Annotated in this window: 12 protein-coding genes and 5 tRNA genes; 3 read left to right on the top strand and 14 right to left on the bottom strand. The window is 54.6% G+C overall.

All coding sequences use genetic code 11. The features are described 5' to 3' along the window. Window positions 1-54: 54 nt before the first annotated feature. From ABHF33_RS11360 to ABHF33_RS11315, 10 genes are all read right to left on the bottom strand, one after another. Window positions 55-801 (bottom strand): DsbC family protein, encoded by a 747-nt coding sequence (locus tag ABHF33_RS11360; protein ID WP_348944071.1) that lies wholly within the window; start codon window positions 799-801, stop codon window positions 55-57. An 8-nt stretch (window positions 802-809) separates the two neighbouring features. Beyond that, window positions 810-1985 carry a UbiH/UbiF family hydroxylase gene (locus tag ABHF33_RS11355; RefSeq protein ID WP_348944070.1) on the bottom strand — a complete coding sequence of 392 codons (1176 nt, stop codon included), beginning with the start codon at window positions 1983-1985 and terminating at the stop codon, window positions 810-812. A 341-nt stretch (window positions 1986-2326) separates the two neighbouring features. Then, window positions 2327-2401 (bottom strand) — tRNA-Glu (locus tag ABHF33_RS11350). Between the two features lie 27 nt (window positions 2402-2428). Next, a tRNA-Arg gene (locus ABHF33_RS11345) sits at window positions 2429-2505 on the bottom strand. A gap of 39 nt (window positions 2506-2544) precedes the next feature. After that, window positions 2545-2619, bottom strand: a tRNA-Glu gene (locus ABHF33_RS11340). 30 nt (window positions 2620-2649) lie between these two features. Then, window positions 2650-2726, bottom strand: a tRNA-Arg gene (locus ABHF33_RS11335). Between the two features lie 25 nt (window positions 2727-2751). Beyond that, window positions 2752-2845 (bottom strand) — tRNA-Ser (locus ABHF33_RS11330). 224 nt (window positions 2846-3069) lie between these two features. Next, window positions 3070-4296 carry an aspartate kinase gene (locus ABHF33_RS11325; RefSeq protein WP_157315173.1) on the bottom strand — a complete coding sequence of 409 codons (1227 nt, stop codon included), beginning with the start codon at window positions 4294-4296 and terminating at the stop codon, window positions 3070-3072. Between the two features lie 100 nt (window positions 4297-4396). Next, on the bottom strand, window positions 4397-5467 hold the full coding sequence (gene alr, locus ABHF33_RS11320; protein WP_348944069.1) for an alanine racemase: 1071 nt from the start codon (window positions 5465-5467) through the stop codon (window positions 4397-4399). A 131-nt stretch (window positions 5468-5598) separates the two neighbouring features. After that, window positions 5599-6207, bottom strand: a complete 609-nt coding sequence (locus tag ABHF33_RS11315; RefSeq protein ID WP_157315169.1) for a DedA family protein — start codon at window positions 6205-6207, stop codon at window positions 5599-5601. 153 nt (window positions 6208-6360) lie between these two features. Between ABHF33_RS11315 and lplT the strand changes: the two genes are divergently transcribed. The 3 genes from lplT to ABHF33_RS11300 are packed head-to-tail and all read left to right on the top strand — an operon-like array spanning window position 6361 to window position 11901. After that, window positions 6361-7653 carry a lysophospholipid transporter LplT gene (lplT, locus tag ABHF33_RS11310; protein ID WP_348944068.1) on the top strand — a complete coding sequence of 431 codons (1293 nt, stop codon included), beginning with the start codon at window positions 6361-6363 and terminating at the stop codon, window positions 7651-7653. 52 nt (window positions 7654-7705) lie between these two features. Continuing rightward, the gene (locus tag ABHF33_RS11305; RefSeq protein WP_348944067.1) at window positions 7706-8830 is read left to right on the top strand and encodes an efflux RND transporter periplasmic adaptor subunit; all 1125 of its coding nucleotides are present in this window, start codon (window positions 7706-7708) and stop codon (window positions 8828-8830) included. After that, window positions 8827-11901 (top strand): efflux RND transporter permease subunit, encoded by a 3075-nt coding sequence (locus ABHF33_RS11300; protein ID WP_348944066.1) that lies wholly within the window; start codon window positions 8827-8829, stop codon window positions 11899-11901. The genes ABHF33_RS11305 and ABHF33_RS11300 overlap by 4 nt, the downstream gene beginning before the upstream one ends. A 48-nt stretch (window positions 11902-11949) precedes the next feature. Here the strand turns inward: ABHF33_RS11300 and ABHF33_RS11295 are convergent, their stop codons facing one another. The 4 genes from ABHF33_RS11295 to ABHF33_RS11280 are packed head-to-tail and all read right to left on the bottom strand — an operon-like array spanning window position 11950 to window position 18706. Next, window positions 11950-12858, bottom strand: a complete 909-nt coding sequence (locus ABHF33_RS11295) for a diguanylate cyclase (RefSeq protein WP_348944065.1) — start codon at window positions 12856-12858, stop codon at window positions 11950-11952. After that, window positions 12851-15796, bottom strand: a complete 2946-nt coding sequence (locus ABHF33_RS11290) for a tetratricopeptide repeat-containing hybrid sensor histidine kinase/response regulator (protein WP_348944064.1) — start codon at window positions 15794-15796, stop codon at window positions 12851-12853. The genes ABHF33_RS11295 and ABHF33_RS11290 overlap by 8 nt, the downstream gene beginning before the upstream one ends. Then, entirely contained in the window at window positions 15783-17252 is a 1470-nt protein-coding gene (locus tag ABHF33_RS11285) for a hypothetical protein (protein ID WP_348944063.1), read from the bottom strand. The genes ABHF33_RS11290 and ABHF33_RS11285 overlap by 14 nt, the downstream gene beginning before the upstream one ends. After that, window positions 17252-18706 carry a hypothetical protein gene (locus ABHF33_RS11280; protein WP_348944062.1) on the bottom strand — a complete coding sequence of 485 codons (1455 nt, stop codon included), beginning with the start codon at window positions 18704-18706 and terminating at the stop codon, window positions 17252-17254. The genes ABHF33_RS11285 and ABHF33_RS11280 overlap by 1 nt, the downstream gene beginning before the upstream one ends. Window positions 18707-18765: the final 59 nt, after the last annotated feature.

The following is an 18765-nucleotide window of genomic DNA, read 5'->3' as shown; positions in this document are numbered from 1 at the left end:
CAATGAAAAAGCCACCGAATTCGGTGGCTTTTTGCAATCCGGATTACTGCGGGATTATTTTTTTGGCTTGGCTTTATTGAGCAAGTCTTCGATTTGCTCTTTCGGAATGGCACCAGACACGATCTGACCATCGACAAAAATCAGCGCAGGTGTGCCATTGATACCCAGCGCAGCACCCAGCTCCATATTGCGCTGCACCGGATTGGCGCAGTTGCTGGCATTTTCGGGTAATTTACCCTCAAAGAACCAGTTATGCCACGCAGCGGCCGGATCACTGCTACACCAGACCATCGCTGATTTACGTGCTGCATCAGGGTGAAGTTGTGGCAGCGGCATCATAAAGTTGTAAATGGTGACATTGTCGATACCGGCCAGACTTTGTTGCTCCAGACGTTTGCAGAACGGGCAATCCAGATCGGTAAAGACGGCAAGCTTGCGGGAGCCATCGCCACGAACAATCTTGACCGCATCGGCCAGCGGCAGCTTGCTAAAATCGGTACTCATCAAAGCGGCCATACGTTTTTCGGTGATACTTTCCTGCTTGGCAATATCGACCAGCTCGCCGACAAAAGCGTACTCGCCTTTGGCATCGGTATAGATAATCTGGCGCTTGCCCATGACGACTTCGTAAATGCCTTTCACTGGCGTCGGGTTCACACTATCAACCGGACGGCCCAGTTTTTTGGCAATAATGCCTTTCAGATTTTTCGGCGGTGCTTCAGTCGTAGCCGAGCTTTGCGCTGAACATGCAGCCATTGCCAATACACCTGCAGCAAGCATCAAACGAGTAAGGTATTTCATTTTCTTCCTTAGGAATCCATTGCATGGCGGATCAGTTGACGCTTGATCCACGGTACAGAGTCGGTCATTGAAAGCCCGATATTACGCAAAGATTTAAGTATCGGGTTGTGATTATTAAATAAAGACTGTAATCCATCGCACACTGTTTGCATCAGCAAGACCGATTCACGGCGGGCGCGCTCGTAGCGGCGCAATACCAGGGCATCACCAATCCGCTCGGGGTGCACACTGGCGAGCACTTTGGCCAGCTCAGCCACATCGCCAAAACCCAGATTCACGCCCTGCCCTGCCAGCGGGTGGACGGTATGTGCAGCATCCCCAACCAAGGCAACGCGGGAACGGGCGATCTGTGGCACCTGAGTCAGTTTCAACGGAAAAGCAGCAGGCGGTGTAATCAGCTTGAGCGAACCCAAGCTCGATTGTCCTGCCAGGCTAACACGCGCGGCCAATTGATCAGCCGAAAGGCCCAAAAGTTCATCCCGACGGTCTTGATAACATGACCAGACCATCGACATCTGCTGATCGGGCAGCGGCAGCCAGGCCAGAATGTCATCGGGCATAAACCATTGCTGCGCCACGCCGTAATGCGGCTTTTCGCAGGCAAAGTTGGCGACTACACCGTACTGCTCGTATGATTTGGCACTCGCAGGCATATCACGCTGCTGGCGCACCCAGGAATTGGCGCCATCAGCACCGATCAGCAGCTTGGCCTTGAGCGTGCTGCCATTATCCAGGCTCAATTGTGCGGCGTCGGCACTGATCTCCAGGCCCTGTGCGCTCACGCCGGTGATCACCCGCACATTGCTACATTGCGCCAGCGCCAGCCATAAAGCGCGTTGCAATTCACGATTTTCCACAATAAACGCCAGCTCGTCGACGCCGCTTTCCAGCGCAGCAAACTCCAACCGGCTGTGTGGCTGATCGCCTGCAATTCGCATCGCCGATACCGGACACAAACGTTCTGGCCGGGTTAGTGGCCACGCGCCAATGTCGGTTAGCAAGCGGCGGCTGGCGCGGCTAATCGCGTACACTCGCTGATCCCAGCTTGCCAGCGGCCAATCGAGCTGTGGTTCGCGCCCTTCCAGCAAAATAATGTCCAGCGTGGTGTTTTTCAGCGCCAGCGCCAAGGCGGCACCAACCAACCCACCACCCACAATGATTAAATCTGCGTCATAGCTTTTCATGGCGACAGTTTAACATTGCGACGGAATGAGGTGTGAGGTGTGAGGTGTGAGGTGTGAGGTGTGAGGTGTGAGGTGTGAGGTGTGAGGTGCAGAATAAACAGCTCACATACTCTATGCAAGTATTAATCCACATCCATCTACTGGTATAGCCTGCAGGAATATACCCTTAGGAAAAATACACACCAAGGGATGGCCGTGCCAGAAATAAAACGAAAGGCGCAGAAAAGACAATGCAAGCCGCCGCCCATTATTGGAATGACAGCTCTAAATGAAAAAAGCCGACCCAATTGGATCAGCTTTTTCTAGTGCGAACCGCTGGCGGATACCAACGTTTCTAAATTTGGCGTCCCCACGGGGAATCGAACCCCGGCCGCCGCCGTGAAAGGGCAGTGTTCTAACCGCTAAACTATAGGGACATACTTGAACTACATGCAGATTTAAATTGGTGCGCCCGGAGCGATTCGAACGCCCGACCCTTTGGTTCGTAGCCAAATACTCTATCCAACTGAGCTACGGGCGCACTGATTTAAACTGGCAATACTGTATTACTTGACGCTTTTGGCGTCCCCACGGGGAATCGAACCCCGGCCGCCGCCGTGAAAGGGCAGTGTTCTAACCGCTAAACTATAGGGACACTTCAAAAATCAGTACTACATTGTGGTGTTGGTGCGCCCGGAGCGATTCGAACGCCCGACCCTTTGGTTCGTAGCCAAATACTCTATCCAACTGAGCTACGGGCGCACTATACACAACAATTTAAAGCCTCTGGCGGAGACGGAGGGATTCGAACCCTCGATACAGGTTTTAGCCCGTATGTCTCCTTAGCAGGGAGGTGATTTCAGCCACTCATCCACGTCTCCGTTCAGAGAAGCGAGATAATACCCACACCCCGGATACTCGTCAACACTTATCGCTAAATTTTTCCGACTGGTTGCGTAAGTACCTCACAGCAAAGGCAAAATATTCTCATTGCTCCTGGAGAACAAGAAACACAGGGTAATCGGTGCAGCCTGCGCCCAAGAAAAAGCCGCCGTCTGCACAGCAGTAACGGCGGCTTGGACTGGCAAAGAGATCAGGACGGCGATTAGCCTTGCTGCTCCAGACCAAAGGCTTTGTGCAGTACGCGCACAGCCAACTCAAGATACTTCTCATCCACTACGACAGAAATTTTGATTTCAGAAGTCGAGATCATCTGGATATTGATACCCTCTTCCGCCAGCGTGCGGAACATCGTTGAGGCCACGCCCACGTGCGAGCGCATACCCACGCCAACGATGGATACTTTACAAATCTTGTCGTCACCCGACACCGATTTGCCACCGATCTGGCTTTGTACGCCTTCCAGCACCTTGATGGCACGCGCCATTTCGCCTTTTGGCACGGTGAACGAGAAATCGGTAGTGCCGTCCTGACCGACGTTCTGGATAATCATATCCACGTCGATGTTTGCATCCGCCACCGGGCCCAAGATTTGATAAGCGATACCTGGCTTGTCAGGAACACCGATCACATTGATACGGGCTTCGTCGCGATTAAAGGCGATGCCGGAGATGACTGGTTTTTCCACGGTAGAGTCTTCCTCAAAAGTAATCAACGTACCCTCGCCCTCTTCCTGGAACGAGGACAATACGCGCAATTTCACATTGTATTTGCCTGCAAATTCAACCGAGCGAATCTGCAAGATTTTCGAGCCCAAGCTGGCCATTTCCAGCATTTCTTCAAACGTAATCGTTTTGAGCTTTTTCGCTTCTGGCACCACACGTGGGTCGGTCGTATAAACGCCGTCCACGTCGGTATAAATCTGGCATTCGTCGGCTTTCAGTGCTGCGGCCAAGGCAACGCCCGAAGTATCCGAGCCGCCACGACCCAGAGTCGTGATATTGCCGTTGGCGTCCACGCCTTGGAAGCCCGCCACGATCACCACACGACCGGCGTTCAGATCGGCACGCATATTGGCATCGTCAATATGCTGAATCCGCGCCTTGGTGTGCGAGCTGTCGGTCAGGATTTTGACCTGTGAGCCGGTGTAGGACACGGCATCCAGACCGATGTCTTTAAGCGCCATTGCCAGCAAGCCAATCGTGACTTGTTCACCAGTCGAAACAATTACATCTAGTTCACGTGGGTCCGGATTGGCTTGCATTTCTTTAGCCAGTGCGATCAGGCGATTGGTTTCGCCAGACATCGCAGACAGAACCACCACCAAGTCATGCCCTTGGGCTTTAAACTTGGCGACGCGACGCGCTACGTTTTTGATTCGGTCAGGAGACCCAACCGATGTGCCGCCATATTTTTGGACGATCAATGCCATGATTAACCTGCAGGCTGGAAAAATTAATAAAAACCGGATTATTGTAATGGAAACTGCGTCAAATAGGGTATTTCGACATCAAAACGCCATATAAACGCATTCAATCCATACACACCGGAACACGCGGGGCAACTGCACACATCAATTCATAAGCGATTGTTCCTGCCGCCTGCGCGACCAGATCAATGGACAAGCCCTGGCCCCAAAGTTCCACTTCGCTATCAATTTCTGCCTCGGCAATCTCGCTCAGATCAACGCACAACATATCCATAGATACTCTGCCTAGCAGTCGGCTCACTTTACCTGCCACGATAATCGGCGTTCCGGTTGGGGCATGCCGTGGATAGCCATCGGCATAACCACAGGCCACTACTCCAATACGCATCGCTTTATCAGCAATAAAAGTCGCCCCATAGCCCACCTCATCGCCCGCCTGCAGCTGCTGCACGGCGATAATTCGCGAACGCAAACTCATGGCGGGCTGCAAATTAAGCGACTGCGCGCTGCGATCAGCAAAGGGAGAGGAGCCATACAGGGCAATGCCGGGGCGTACCCAGTCTGCGTGCACCTCAGGGTAGGCCAGCGTCGCGGCCGAATTGGCCAGCGAGCGCGGGCAATCCAGCCCTGCCGTTTGCGCCTGAAAGCGTGCCCATTGCCGGGCAATCCCTTTGGCCGGATCGTCGGCGGTGGCAAAATGGGTCATCAGTGTGACGCTGGCAACATTGGGCATGTCGCGCAGCTGCGCGAGCAGATCGGCGGCCTGCTCGGGCGCAAAGCCGAGGCGGTTCATGCCGGTATTGAGTTTCAGAAACACATCGACGGGCGCGCTCAGCGGCGTGTCACGCAACCAGAGTAAATGCCGTGGCTCGTGAATCGCCAGCATCAGCTGGTGTGCGGCGCTTTGTTGCAGCTGCGCGATGCTAAATACGCCTTCGAGCAACAAGATGGGCTGTTTGACGCCCAGCTCGCGCAGGGCGATGGCCGCATCAAACTCCAGAATGGCAAAACCATCGGCCTGCGGCAGCGCGGTAATCACGCGTTCCAGCCCGTGACCGTAGGCATTGGCTTTGACGACGGCAAACGCGCGAGCCGTCGGTGCGGTTTTTTTAATCTGCTGGTAATTATGTGCCAGTGCGGCGCTGTGGATCACAGCCTCTATCGGACGAGACATGGTGGTATCGCAACTCAAAGACGGGAATAAATGATGCGCCCTCGCCTGCGTCTTAGGCAAGCCAGTGCCGAGCAAAGTACGGGAAAGGCTGGATGCGATTCCAGCCCGGACGAAAGATGAAAGCAGCCCGCTCAGTTTTTCTGCTTGCGGTTGCGCACGTACCAGACCGCCACAATCAGCGCGATAATGCCAACCAGCACCAGAATCGCCGTTTGTCCACGTCCCAGCCAGGTCATCAGCCATTGATGGTTGGACGCACCGTAATAACCCAGATACACCCAGATTGGAACGCTAATCAGCGCGGCAAAACCATCGAGCAGCAAAAAGCGTAAATATGAGATGCGCCGCGACATGCCCGCGGTCAGATAGATCGGGGCACGCAAGCCTGGCAGAAAGCGGGCAACAAACAGTACCCGGTTGCCGTAACGCTCGAATTTGTCCTGCACGGCCTGATAGCGCTCCGGCGTCATCATGCGCTTGAAATAGCGATGCTCAAGCAAGTTTTCACCGCAGTAACGCCCAAGTAGGAACATGGCACTATCGCCAATCAGTACGCCCGCCATGCCCACGGCAAACATCGTATGCACATTGGCATAACCCAAGCCGGAGATCACGCCGCCCGCCACCAGAGAAACGTCCTCCGGAATCGGCACGCCAAACCCGCAAATCAGCAGCACAGTAAAGACAGCCAAATAGCCGTAGTCGGTAAAAATTCCGATGAGCGACTGGAGAATATCCATGACAAACCGTCACAAAAAAGGCCAATGGCGGCGATGATAGCACGAGCGCGGCGTTTTTAATTTGCTGCAAAGAGATGACAAGGCGCAGCTTGAATGTCATCAATCCGTGATATAAGCAGCAGACGTGAACCCTCGCTGCGAAAGTGTATTGCTATGAACCGTGGATTTTTTACCATTCTGGGCGCGCAATTTTTCTCCGCGCTGGCCGACAACGCGCTGTTTTTCGCCGCGCTGGCCTTGTTAAAAGAGCAAAAAGCACCGGAATGGCATTTATCCATGCTGCTCTGGGCGTTCACTGTTTCCTATGTCGTGATTGCGCCTTATGCCGGCGCTTTTGCCGATTCCATGCACAAAGGCCGGGCCATGCTGATCTGCAATGGCATCAAGCTACTGGGCTGCGCCAGCATGATCGTCGGCATGCCGCCAATTTTTGCCTACGCCATTGTCGGCTTTGGCGCGGCCGCTTACTCTCCGGCCAAATACGGCATCATTACCGAATATCTGCCGCATGAAAAACTGGTAGCCGCCAATGGCTGGCTGGAAGGTGCCACCGTCGCCGCGATTATCCTTGGCACAGTGATTGGGGGGTATTTATCTGGAAGCCACATTCAAAATTGGCTAACAGGCAATACACTGGGTAAGTATCTGAGCCCGGCCGAATTTGCGATCTGCGCTACGGTGCTGCTGTATTGTCTGGCCGCGTATATCAATCTCTACATCCCCAAGTTGGCCGTACGCCTCAAGCCCCTGCATCTTGATCCGGTGCATCAGGCCAAAGAATTCGCCTGGTGCGTCAAGCGCCTGTGGCGTGACCCGCAAGGCCAGCTCTCACTGGGCGTCACCACGCTGTTCTGGGGCGCGGGCGCGACGATGAGGCTGGTGGTATTGAACTGGGCGGTCATCTGGCTGTCTCTCAAACTCGAACAAGCCAGCCAGCTGATTGCGCTGGTCGCCGTCGGCATTGCTTTTGGCGCCATCGCCGCCGGCCGCTGGATCCCGCTACACAAAGCGTTCAGCGTGCTGTGGGCCGGTGTGGCCATGGGGGCTTTGCTAATTTCAATGCTCTGGGTCAACCAGATCTGGCTGGCTGCGTTATTGATGTTGATTATTGGTGCGCTGTCGGGATTTTTTGTCGTGCCGCTCAATGCCATGCTGCAACATCGCGGGCATGCGCTGATGGGCGCGGGGCACTCGATTGCGGTCCAGAATTTTAATGAAAATCTGGGCATTCTGGTCATGGTTGGCCTGCATGCTTGGCTGGTCAAAAACTGGAGCAGCCCGCTGGCCGCCGACAGCAGCGCCTTGTTGCAACAGCAATTTGCGCACAACGGCATGCCGCCGATGTATCTAATCATTATCGGCTTTGGCGGACTAGTGATTTTGGTGATGAGCTGGATCATCCTGCGTTATCGCCAAAGTCTCAGGCAGGGGCTGCTGCATGATTGAGCACCGTTAACCAGTAAAGAAAAGCGTCCACGCACCCTTAGGCATAAAGAACATGATGACAAGAACAAGAACTCCGCTGCTTGGCACCCTGCTTGTTTGCAGCTTATTGGCGGCCTGTGGTCAGGGTGGTAGCAACAAACCGGCCGGCAAAAACGAGCGCCCCACCGTGGTGGTGAGCAGCGTGGTCAAAGCCGGTGAGCTGCCCCGCATTATCACCACCAATGGCCACGTTGAAGCCGTCCAGATGATAGATATCCGCTCGCAAATCAGCGCCCAGCTCGCCAGTGTGCATTTCAAGGAAGGCGACGAAGTACGTGCAGGCCAGCTGCTATTCACGCTCGATTCGCGCATCGATGCAGCTCAGGCGCAGCGCAGCAAAGCCACCGTGATGCAGGTCAACGCCCAATTGCTCGAAGCCGACCGCAATCTGGCGCGCTCGATCGAGCTGGCACAAGCCAAATTTATTTCACCGTCGGCCGTAGATACGGCTCGCGCCAAAGCCGATGCCTTGCGTGCGCAGCTGGCGGCAGCCAAGGCTGATCAGGCCGCCAGCACGGCACAGCTATCCTACACCCGGATTGTCGCGCCATTTGCCGGACGCACCGGCAAAATCAATGCCCGCAGCGGCAGTCTGGTACAGGCCAATAGCAGCGAACCGCTGGTTACGCTGACCCAGCTAGACCCGGTGCGCATCAGCTTTAGCGTAGCCGAACGCGACCTGCCCGCCCTGCTAGCCGCTCCCGCCGGAATCGGCGTTGAAGCCAGCCTGCCCGATGGCAGCGTGCGCCAGGGCAAGCTGGTATTTCTCGATAGCATGGTGGATAAAAGCAGCGGCACCGTACTGGCCAAAGCCGAGTTTGCCAATGGCGACCGCCAGCTCTGGCCAGGTTTGAGCACAGGCATCAAAGTCCAGCTGGGCATGGAACAAGGCCTGATTCTGCCTTTGCAAGCCATCCAGACCGGCCCGGAACAGCGTTTTGTCTATCGCATCGCCGCCGACGGCAAGGCACAGGTGCAAGCGGTACAGGTCTTGCGTATTCATGAAGGACAGGCACTGATTAGCGGTGTCGAGGCTGGCACTAAAGTGATCCGCGAAGGCGGGCAGAATGTTCGCCCTGGCGGCGCGGTGAGCGAAGCGAGCCGCCCTGCTGCTGCAAGCGGAGTACAAAGCCGATGAAACAGGGAATTTCATGGTGGGCCATCCACCGCCCCGTCGCCACGCTGCTGCTCTGGCTGGCCGTGATGGTCGCGGGTGGCATTGCGTGGTTTCACTTGCCGATTTCGGCGCTACCCAGCTACGACACGCCAACGATCAATGTGTCGGCCTCGCTCAGCGGCGCCTCGCCGGAAACCATGGCCAATTCGGTCGCCACCCCGCTGGAAAAACAGTTTTCGACCATTCCCGGCCTGGCGATGATGAGCTCCAGCAGCCGTCTGGGCAGCACGTCGATCACGCTGGAGTTTGCCCCCAGCCGTGATATCGAATCTGCGGCAGTCGATGTGCAGGCTGCGCTGTATCGTGCCACACGCGGCTTGCCCAGCGATATGAAAAGCCCGCCGAGCTACCGCAAGGTAAACCCGTCCGATGCGCCGATTCTGATGTTGGCGATCAATTCGCCGTCGATGTCGCTGTCGCAGCTCAATGATTTTTCCGACAATCTGATCGCCCCCGCGCTATCGACCATTGATGGCGTCGCGCAGGTACAGGTATACGGCCAGAAAAAATACGCCATCCGGATTGCCGTTGACCCGGACAAGCTCGCAGCCCGTAATATTTCGCTGCCAGAGCTCTCAAATGCACTAAAAACCGTCAATGCCAATTCACCCGTTGGCCAGCTCGAAGGCGAGCGCCAGACGCTGATGCTGCAGGCGAATGAGCAACTGAAAAATGCGGCTGAATTTGCCGAAGTGGTCGTCGGCACCAGCGCTGCAGGCGGGCTGGTCAGGCTCAAGGATGTGGCCAGCGTTGAAGACAGCGTGGAGAGCATTAAATCCGGTAGCTGGGTCAATGGCGAGCGCTCGATTATTCTGGCCGTGCAGCGCCAGCCCGGCGCTAATACGGTCGCCACCGTCGATGCGATCAAGGCCATGATGCCCAGGCTGGAAGCGCAAATGCCCGACTCGGTTAATGTTCGCGTCCTCAACGACAGATCGGTGTCGATTCGCGAATCCATCCATGACGTCAATCTGACCTTGCTGCTGACTCTGGCGCTGGTCGTGATGTCGGTACTGCTTTTTCTGCGCCGCGCGGCGGCCACGCTGATCCCCTCGGTATCTCTCCCTATCTCTTTACTGGCAACGTTTGCATTGATGTACTGGCTGGGGTATAGCCTGGACAATATCTCGCTAATGGGGCTGACGGTGGCCTTGGGGCTGGTCGTTGACGACGCGATTGTGGTGCTGGAAAACATCGTTCGCCACCTCGAAGAAGCCGGGGACGGCATCACGCCGATGGAGGCCGCGATCAAGGGTGCGGGTGAAGTGGGCTTTACCGTGGTGTCTATTTCGATTTCGCTGGTGGCTGTATTTATCCCCATCTTTTTTATGCCCGGCACGATGGGGCTGCTGTTTCATGAATTTGCTGTTGTCGTGGCGCTGGCCATTCTGGTGTCGATGCTAGTGTCGCTGACACTGATTCCGCTGTTCGCCGCGCGCTTTCTCAAGCCCGAGCCACACGATGCCCAGCATCAGGCTCCGGCCTGGAGCCGTTGCTTTGAAGCCGGATTCAACCGTTTGCTGGCGGCTTATCAGGGCAGTCTGGCCTGGGTTTTGCACCACCGGGTCTGGATGCTGCTGCTGACGCTGGCCACTTTTGGCGTCACCGTCTGGCTGTATATGGCCATTCCGAAAGGCTTTTTCCCGCAAGAAGACATCGGCCAGATTCAGGCCAGCGTTGATGCTGCGCCCGATATCAGCTACCCGGCGCTCCTCAAGCTACAGCAGCGCGTCGCTTCAGCCGTGGCCAGCAATCCGAACGTCGCCACGGTGGCGTCAAGCCTAGGCAGCAGCGGCAGCGGAGGCCGCCTATTTATTACGCTCAAACCGCGTAGCGAGCGTGACAATATGCAAAAAACGCTGGAAAGCCTGCGCAAAAGCACCGGCAAGATTGCTGGCGTTAGCGTGTTTTATCGCCCGACGCAGAATCTGAATATTGGTGGCCGCAGCGGGAAAAGCAGCTATCAGTACACGCTGCAGGCGGTGAATGCCAATGATCTGGAAGAATGGAGCAATCGCTTGCTGGCCGAGCTAGGGAAAAACCCGGCTTTCCGCGATGTCAATTCCGATGCCGAGCAAAAAACGCTGCAAGCCAAGCTCAATATCCAGCGCGACCGTGCCGCCGAGCTGGGTGTGAATATGCAGTCCTTGCGCGACACGCTGTACGCCGCCTATGGCGAGCGCGAAGTCGCCAGCATCTACGCGCCGCAGGATAGCTACTCGGTGCTGATGCAGCTGGATGAGCAAGACCGCAGCGACGAGAGCAAACTGAGCAAATTGCACGTGCGCAGCCAGACTGGCGCCCTGATTCCGCTATCGAGCTTTGCCACCGTCGAGCGCACCGCCGTCACCACCACCATTCATCACCAGGGACAATTGCCAGCGATTACACTGTCTTTCAATCTGGCCGAAGGGACGTCATTGTCGGATGCCGCACGGGAGATCAAGGCATCCGAGCAGGCGATAGGCCTGCCCGAGTATATTTTCGGCGGTTTTGCCGGTGATGCGGCGCTGTATAACCAGACCCAGACCAGCCAGCTCTGGCTAATTCTAGCTGCGGTGGCGGTGATTTATCTGGTGCTGGGCGTGCTGTACGAAAGCTGGATTCATCCGCTCACGATTCTGGCCGGCATTCCATCGGCAGCAATTGGCGCGCTGCTGGCCTTGCAGCTGATCGGGCTGGAGCTGACCTTTATTGCGATGATCGGCATTTTGCTCTTGGTCGGGATTGTGAAAAAGAACGCCATCATGATGATCGACTTTGCACTGGAGGCCGAGCGCAAAGAGCAGCTCGATTCTATCGCGGCCATCCGCGAAGCCAGCGCCAAACGGTTTAGACCCATTATGATGACCACACTGGCCGCGATGATGGGTGCTATGCCGCTGGCGCTGGGTCTGGGAGCGGGCGCCGAGCTGCGCCAGCCACTGGGCGTCGCTATCGTCGGTGGCCTGCTGTTCTCACAGCTGATCACGCTGTATATCACGCCAGTGCTGTATATCAGCCTGGCCAAGCTAGAGAAAAAGCTCAAATAGCCATTAAGGGTATAGCCCTACAGAGCAATACAGATAAAGCCTGCATGACTATACCCATACCTTAACCTGATTGCGCCCGGCGGCTTTGGCCGTGTAAAGCGCCCGATCAGCCTGCTGCAGCAAGGTTTCGACACTGGCCATTGCTGCCGTGCACAAGGCCACCCCCGCGCTCACCGTCACCACGCGTTGCGCGTCGTGCTCGACATCGGCATTCGGAATCGCCAGCTCATTGATCCGGCGGCAAATGCGCAGGGCGATCTGCTCGGCATCGGCCAAGCCGGTATGCGGCAGCAGGCAGCAAAATTCCTCGCCGCCATAGCGGGCCATCATATCGTCGGGATTGCGCAATTCGGCCTTGAGCACGCCGGCCACGCGCTGCAAACACAAGTCCCCGGCCACGTGCCCTTGGCTGTCGTTGTAATGCTTGAAATGATCGACGTCGATCAGGATCAGCGAAAAAGGCTGCGCCGCCTGCTCCCGCACCCGTTCCAGCTCGGCCTGCAAGCGCTCGAACAAATAGCGCCGATTGGCCAGACCAGTGAGCCCATCGGTTTGTGCCAATAAGCGCAATTGATCTTTGGCGTGCTTGAAGGCCAGATGGTTGCGCACCCTAGCGCGCACAATGGTCGGATTGAACGGTTTGACAATGTAATCAACCGCCCCGGCGTCCAGCCCGCGCGTTTCCTCGTCCGGCGTGGCCAGCGCAGTGATAAACATAACCGGAATATCGGCGGTTTCAAGCTGGCTTTGCAGTTGCCGGCAGACCGCGTAACCGTCCATATCCGGCATCATAATGTCGAGCAGGATCAGATCGGGCTTGGACTTGGCCACCTGCGCCAAAGCCGCCTGCCCGCTGAGGGCAAAATGCACATCGTATTGATCGGCCAATAATTCGCCCAGCGCTTCGATATTGGCCATCTGGTCATCGACGACCAGAATATATGAATCACTATTCATCTGCGCCCTCAACCATGATGGCCTGCAAAGCCTGCAAAGCGGCCGGATAATCCAGCCTGTCCAGTGCAGCAATCACTCCGCCGAGCGACGCTTTGGCTTGGCTGTCCTCCAGCAAGACCAGCAATTCCTGCAGCTTGTGCCGGGCTCTGAGGCTATTGGACTCCAGCGCTTGCTGCAATTGCCCCGCCTGCGGCCAGTAGGGTTTGGGCAAGGGTTTGGACAAAGGCTGATGCTCGACGATCTGGCTGGTTATCTGCACCAGAGGCCAGATGGTTTGCTGTGCGTGTGCCCAGGCCTGACTCAGGCGATTGGCGTCTGGGCATACCCCGCCATGCCGGGTAAAGTGGTTCAGATTTTGCTCCAGCAAGCTCGCTTGCTCATACAGCGCCGTCAAGCCCAGCGTTCCGGCCACACCACGCAAGGCGTGCACTTTGCTGATCAATTGCGGAATATCACGTCCCAGCACCAGCTCGTCCAGTTCGGCAAAGAAATTTTGCTGCTCCTGAAAAAACTGCCAGAGCCAGCGTTTGAAACGCATCACATTGCCATTCAGCCGCTGCAAGGCCTCGTTGACGGCGACACCCGCCAGCTCCAGCTGATGCAATAACTGCACATCGTCCACCGACAAAGCCTGATTGCTCGCCGCAGCAGGCTTGAACAGCGGCTGCAGGCTGCGGCCCCGGTTTAACTGATATTCGCAGGCATCCATAATGACTTTTCTCAGCTTGATCGGATCGATCGGTTTTAATAAATAATCATTCATTCCCACTTCAAGACCAAATTGCCGGTCTTCCTGCGCAGCATTGGCCGTCAAGGCCACGATATACACTTCGGGGTCATTGACCGTTAGCCCCTGATACCCACCCTGACGGATCAGCCGGGTCGCAGTCAAGCCATCCATGACCGGCATGCGGCCATCCATCAGCACCAGATCAAACTGCTCTTTGGCCAGCGCCTCAATGGCCGCCAAGCCCGTGCCGACCACCTGCAAGCCCAGCCCCATTTCTTCGAGTAGCGCGCCGACAATCAGCTGATTGGTCACAATGTCTTCGGCATAGAGGATTTTAAGCTGGTAAGGCAGCGGTGCGAGCACGATCGGTTCGGCTTCGGGCTCGCTCATCAATTGCACCGGCTCAAGCGGCACGTCAACGCGAAAGCACGTCCCCTCGCCCAGCTGGCTGGTTACGGCGATAGAGCCTTGCATCAATTCGATGAGCGCATGACAGATTGACAATCCCAGACCGGTTCCACCGTATTTGCGCGTGGTCGAGGTATCGGCTTGCTCGAATTTGTTGAAAATGCGCCCCAGACTTTGTTCATCCAGGCCAATGCCGGTATCAACCACCGAAAACTTGATCTGTTCGCCATCCCGATAAGCACCGAGTTTGACCGAACCTTGCTCGGTAAACTTGATCGCATTGCTGACCAGATTGATTAGGACCTGACGCAAGCGGGTCGGATCGCCCAGGCAGCCTTCATGCGGCAAGTGCGCGACATCAACCAGAAACGCCAAACCTTTTTCCTCGGCCTTGGGCGCAAACAGGGCGCTAACCTGGGCAATAATCCGGTGCAGATCAAACGGAATGGTTTCGATTGAAATCTTGCCCGCCTCGATTTTTGACGCGTCGAGCAGATCATTAATAATGCCCATCAGCATTTCGGCATTTTCCAGCCCGATACTGATTTGCTCACGGGTATTGGGCCGCAGCTCCTTCTGCGCCTTGGCCAGGCGCAGCATACCGATAACCCCGGAGAGCGGCGTTCTGATTTCGTGACTCACCAGCGCCAGAAATTCGCTCTTGGCCTGATTGACAGCCATCAGGGCATTTTTCTCGGCCAGAAACTCGGCCTGTCTTAAAATGCTTTCGTTTTCCAGATTCTTTTTCTGCTGCTCGGTACGCAATAATTTCAGACGGATTTCAGAGCGGTTAATCCGGCGCAAGGCACTGCTCTGCAATTGCGTCATGGTGATTTCCTGCGCCAGCTTGACCGACAATTCATAATGCCGCTCGTAGGCGAGCAGAGCATTTTCAAATTCATTCAAGCCTTCATACGCGGCCGATTTGACACGGCAAGCACGCAACTCATGATGCACCGACTTGACGCTCACGGCGAATTCCTGGGCTTTTTGTGCGTAATTGAGCGCGTCCTTATAGCGTGCCTGCAGCAAAAACAATTCGCTCATTCCCAGATGCGCCATCGACATAGGCCAGGCATGGTGGTTACTTTCGGCAATTTGCACCGCATCATTAAAGGCCCTGAATGCCTCGACAATATTGCCCAGCCCCAGATAGGAAAAGCCCATATGCATCAGGACTTCGCTCACCTGCCCGGTATCGGCTTGCCGCCGGTAGAAATTCTGCGCCAGCGACAAATGCTTGAGCGCTTCCTCATACTGACCCAATTCATTGTAATCACTGCCCAGCCACAAATTGAGCATCATTAACAACACCGGGTCATCCAGCTCTTTGGCGTAATCCAGCGCCAGCAGGTGATGCCGCAATGAATCTTCAAAAAAGCCGTAGTACAGATAAACACCACCAATACCGGTGTAGGCCTTGATGTAATGCACAATTGATTGGTGCTCAAGCGATAATTCAAGGCAGGCGCTCCAGTATTCCAGCGCCAGATTCAGCTCGCCAATCGCGTAGCAGGCCTTGCCGAGGCACTCATACAAATCAAGCAATAGAAACTCTTTCTTGCTGCGCTGTAGCAATTTCTTTTCCAGCGCCAGCAATACCGATTTGGCTTCGCTAAAATTGCCCAGTTTTTCCAGCGCTTCGCCTTTCAGGTAAAGCGCCAATTCGAGTCTGGCTGGATCGCTCATCCCTGCCGCCATCTTTTCCAGCTCAAGCGCCAGCTCATACGCCTGATCGTAATTTCTCAGCCGGTACTGCGCCTGCCGATCAAGGCATGCAGTGAAATCATCTTGCGTCATGCCAGCCTCTTTGAATAATCTGGTCAACCTGACGGATAAAGTCCTGGCTGACCATCAAAATGCGCGTCCGCGCCTGCACGGGCGCTGTTTTCAACCGGGCCCAGGGTTGGGTGGCAATCGCCCGCAACAAACGAGTCGAGAATGCATGCAGGCTTTTTTGTTCATGACTGGGAAAAACATAATAGGAATCGGGCGATGCGCGAATCCAGACGTCCTTAACCGAACAATAGTCGTTGATAATCAGTAACACCCGCTGTTCGGCCTGTTTTTCTCCCCTGCAGGGTACACATACTTCGATCACCCTGGCTGAATCAAGGCCGCTTTCGCAACGCTTTTTAAATTCAAGCAATTGCTTCATGGTCATAAAAATACTGGGCGCATCACCCAGATGGGTGATATTGCGAAAATCCCGCCTTAAACCCGGATAGAGTTTCTTTAAACTGGTTTTCAGCTTGACCATCGTGCTGGACAGCACAAATTCAAAGATTGAATGCGTCTGGCAGGCTTGATGGGCTTTTAATGATGCCAATGCCAGCTGAAAATCTTTTTCCGCTTTGGCACATTGATAATGTACAAAACACCATTTACGGTAAAGCTCGGCATCCGAATAGGCATTGAAATACGATCGAATATTGTCCAGATGCTGCCGGGCTAATCCGGCCTTTTCTTGTTCAAGCAAAAATTCGGCGTAAACAATCGAGAGCATGATACAAGCCCAAGCCAGATCAAATTTTCTGGCCAGAATAATGCCCGATTCAAAACAGGCCATGGCATCTTCGGCGTACCCCATTTTCCATAAACAGCATGCCTTGTTTTTGCACAGCTCAATCACCCATGTAAAGTCGGCATGCCGGATGATATCGAGCTCGGAGCGGGCAATAATCGACATTGCCGACAAATACTGACCCGATTCGATCAAAAAATCAGATAGAAAAACACCGCTTTTTGCAATCAGCTTTTTATTATTAATGGTTTCGGCCAGAGAAAAGCCATCCATCAGAATGGCATAACATTCCTCACGCAAACCCAGCATCAAATAAAGGCAGCCAAGATTCAGATAAATCTCGACGGCGATTTCCAGATTTTCCTGCGCCAGAGCCAGATCAAGCGACTTGACCCAGATTTTCAAAGCCTGAGGATATTTTTTCTGTTTACTGAGCAGTGAACCGAGCCAGAGCAAACCCAGAGCCAAATGGGCTTGGTCTTTTTTCTTGCGACACCACGCCACCCCCTGCTCCATCATCAGCAAGGCCTGCTCAAGCTCGCCCACCAGCATTAAAGTGCGTCCATACAGCAGATAGGCATAGCCCAACAGCGGGTGCTTGCATTGCAAACACAGCTCAAGCAAAGACTTGCTGTCGTCATGCTGCGACTGGTTTGACTCCCAATATGCCAGCTCGATACCGCTAATGAGTTCGGCAATTCGGGTATCAAGTTCCGGAAAATGCGCGCTCATCAGGCAACCCGTGCTTGCAGCTTCAACAGCGCTTCAGCTGGCGTTAGCCAGTGCGCTTCTATTTTCGGATTTTCACACTCATGCCAGGACCAGGGAAAATCGGTAATCGTCCCAGTCAGCAGCGCAGCGTGCTCGCGCGGCGAATCGGCAAAATAGACCAGATACTCCCCGGTGATGGTGCGCACCCATAAATCGCCGTCCATGCATAACTCGCGAAAAACCGAATCGACTTTGTTTTCCACCAAACGCCGGTACATCAATTGGGCATCGATTTTCATCAGGAAAATGGTCTCTGCGGCAGGCAGGTTTTTACATTTCTCCAGTAGCACGCTCTCTCTGCCGATCGAGCTGCGGGAAATAATCAAACCCAGCAGCCTTTCAAATTCCTGCCGGGTTTTATCGACCAGCGTAATGACTTTCTGCAAATCATTAAAGCGGCCATAGCGGTTCACTTCGCGAATTGAAGCATTAAGCTGTATCCATCTTAGTTTGATGGTTTCCAGTTTTTTAAGCCCGTGCAAAGCATTTTGATAATCTTTTTGCTGCTTGTAGGCCGATACACGATACTCAGCACTTTGCTGCGCCAAATAAACATCGTCGAAATCAGCCAGATTTTCTTCCGCCGAATCAAGCATTTCAATCGCTTGAGCCGATTGTGTTTTCAGGAGCAAAAAGCGGGCATAGTTGATAGCGACCAAGGCACCCGCCCATTTGACATTCAAGCCTTTGGCAATGGCCAGCATGCAATTGAAATACAGATCGGCATCTTCCTCGCGACCCAGATGCTGATAACAAACCGCCATTGTTTTGCCGCACTCGATCAGCCAGGTCATATCGCCGTATTCCAGCAAGCTAGGCTCGCTTTGGTACATGATTCTTAACGCATCCTGATAGCGATGCTGGTCAAGCAAATAGCCGGATAGAAAAATGGCACTTTTGGAAATCAGTTTGGCGCTATTGATGGCGTGCGCCATTTTGTAGCCAAAATTGAGCACTTCGTACGATTGGTCGTGCCTGCCAAAGACAATATAAATGCTACCGATATACAGATAGGCTTCAATTGCGACGTCGACACTGAGCAAATCAACCGCAACATCAGCGGCAAGGGCAAAATCGTCAATGGCTGCCGAATAACGTTTCAGGTTGTAGTTGATTTTGCCGCGCGTCAGATAAATCTCAGCCCGAAAATGATTCAGCGGCAACTGGTTGGAGAGCTGGATCGTCCGGTTGATCAGCCTTAAAGCCGGGCGCAAATTACCCGAGCTCCACAACACCTTGGCATGGTTGAGGTAGACATGCACCTTCAGTTCGGGCTCAAGCGACAGGTGTTTGCAACGCTGCTGCAGCGCAGAACTCAGCATCAATGCCTGATCGACATCCTGCAACAGGCAGGATTCGATTTTCCCCAGCAACTCGGGGACATCCACCGCATCAATCAGGTTCAAATTATCCACGCCCGCTTACCTTGTACGCCAATGTTTATTTATAGAGGGCGAACGGATTGATCACAATC

The organism is Chitinibacter sp. FCG-7 (assembly GCF_040047665.1).
GTDB lineage: Bacteria > Pseudomonadota > Gammaproteobacteria > Burkholderiales > Chitinibacteraceae > Chitinibacter > Chitinibacter mangrovi.
The sequence above is the reverse complement of the archived record's forward strand: the minus strand, read 5'-3'. Positions and strand labels throughout refer to the sequence as shown.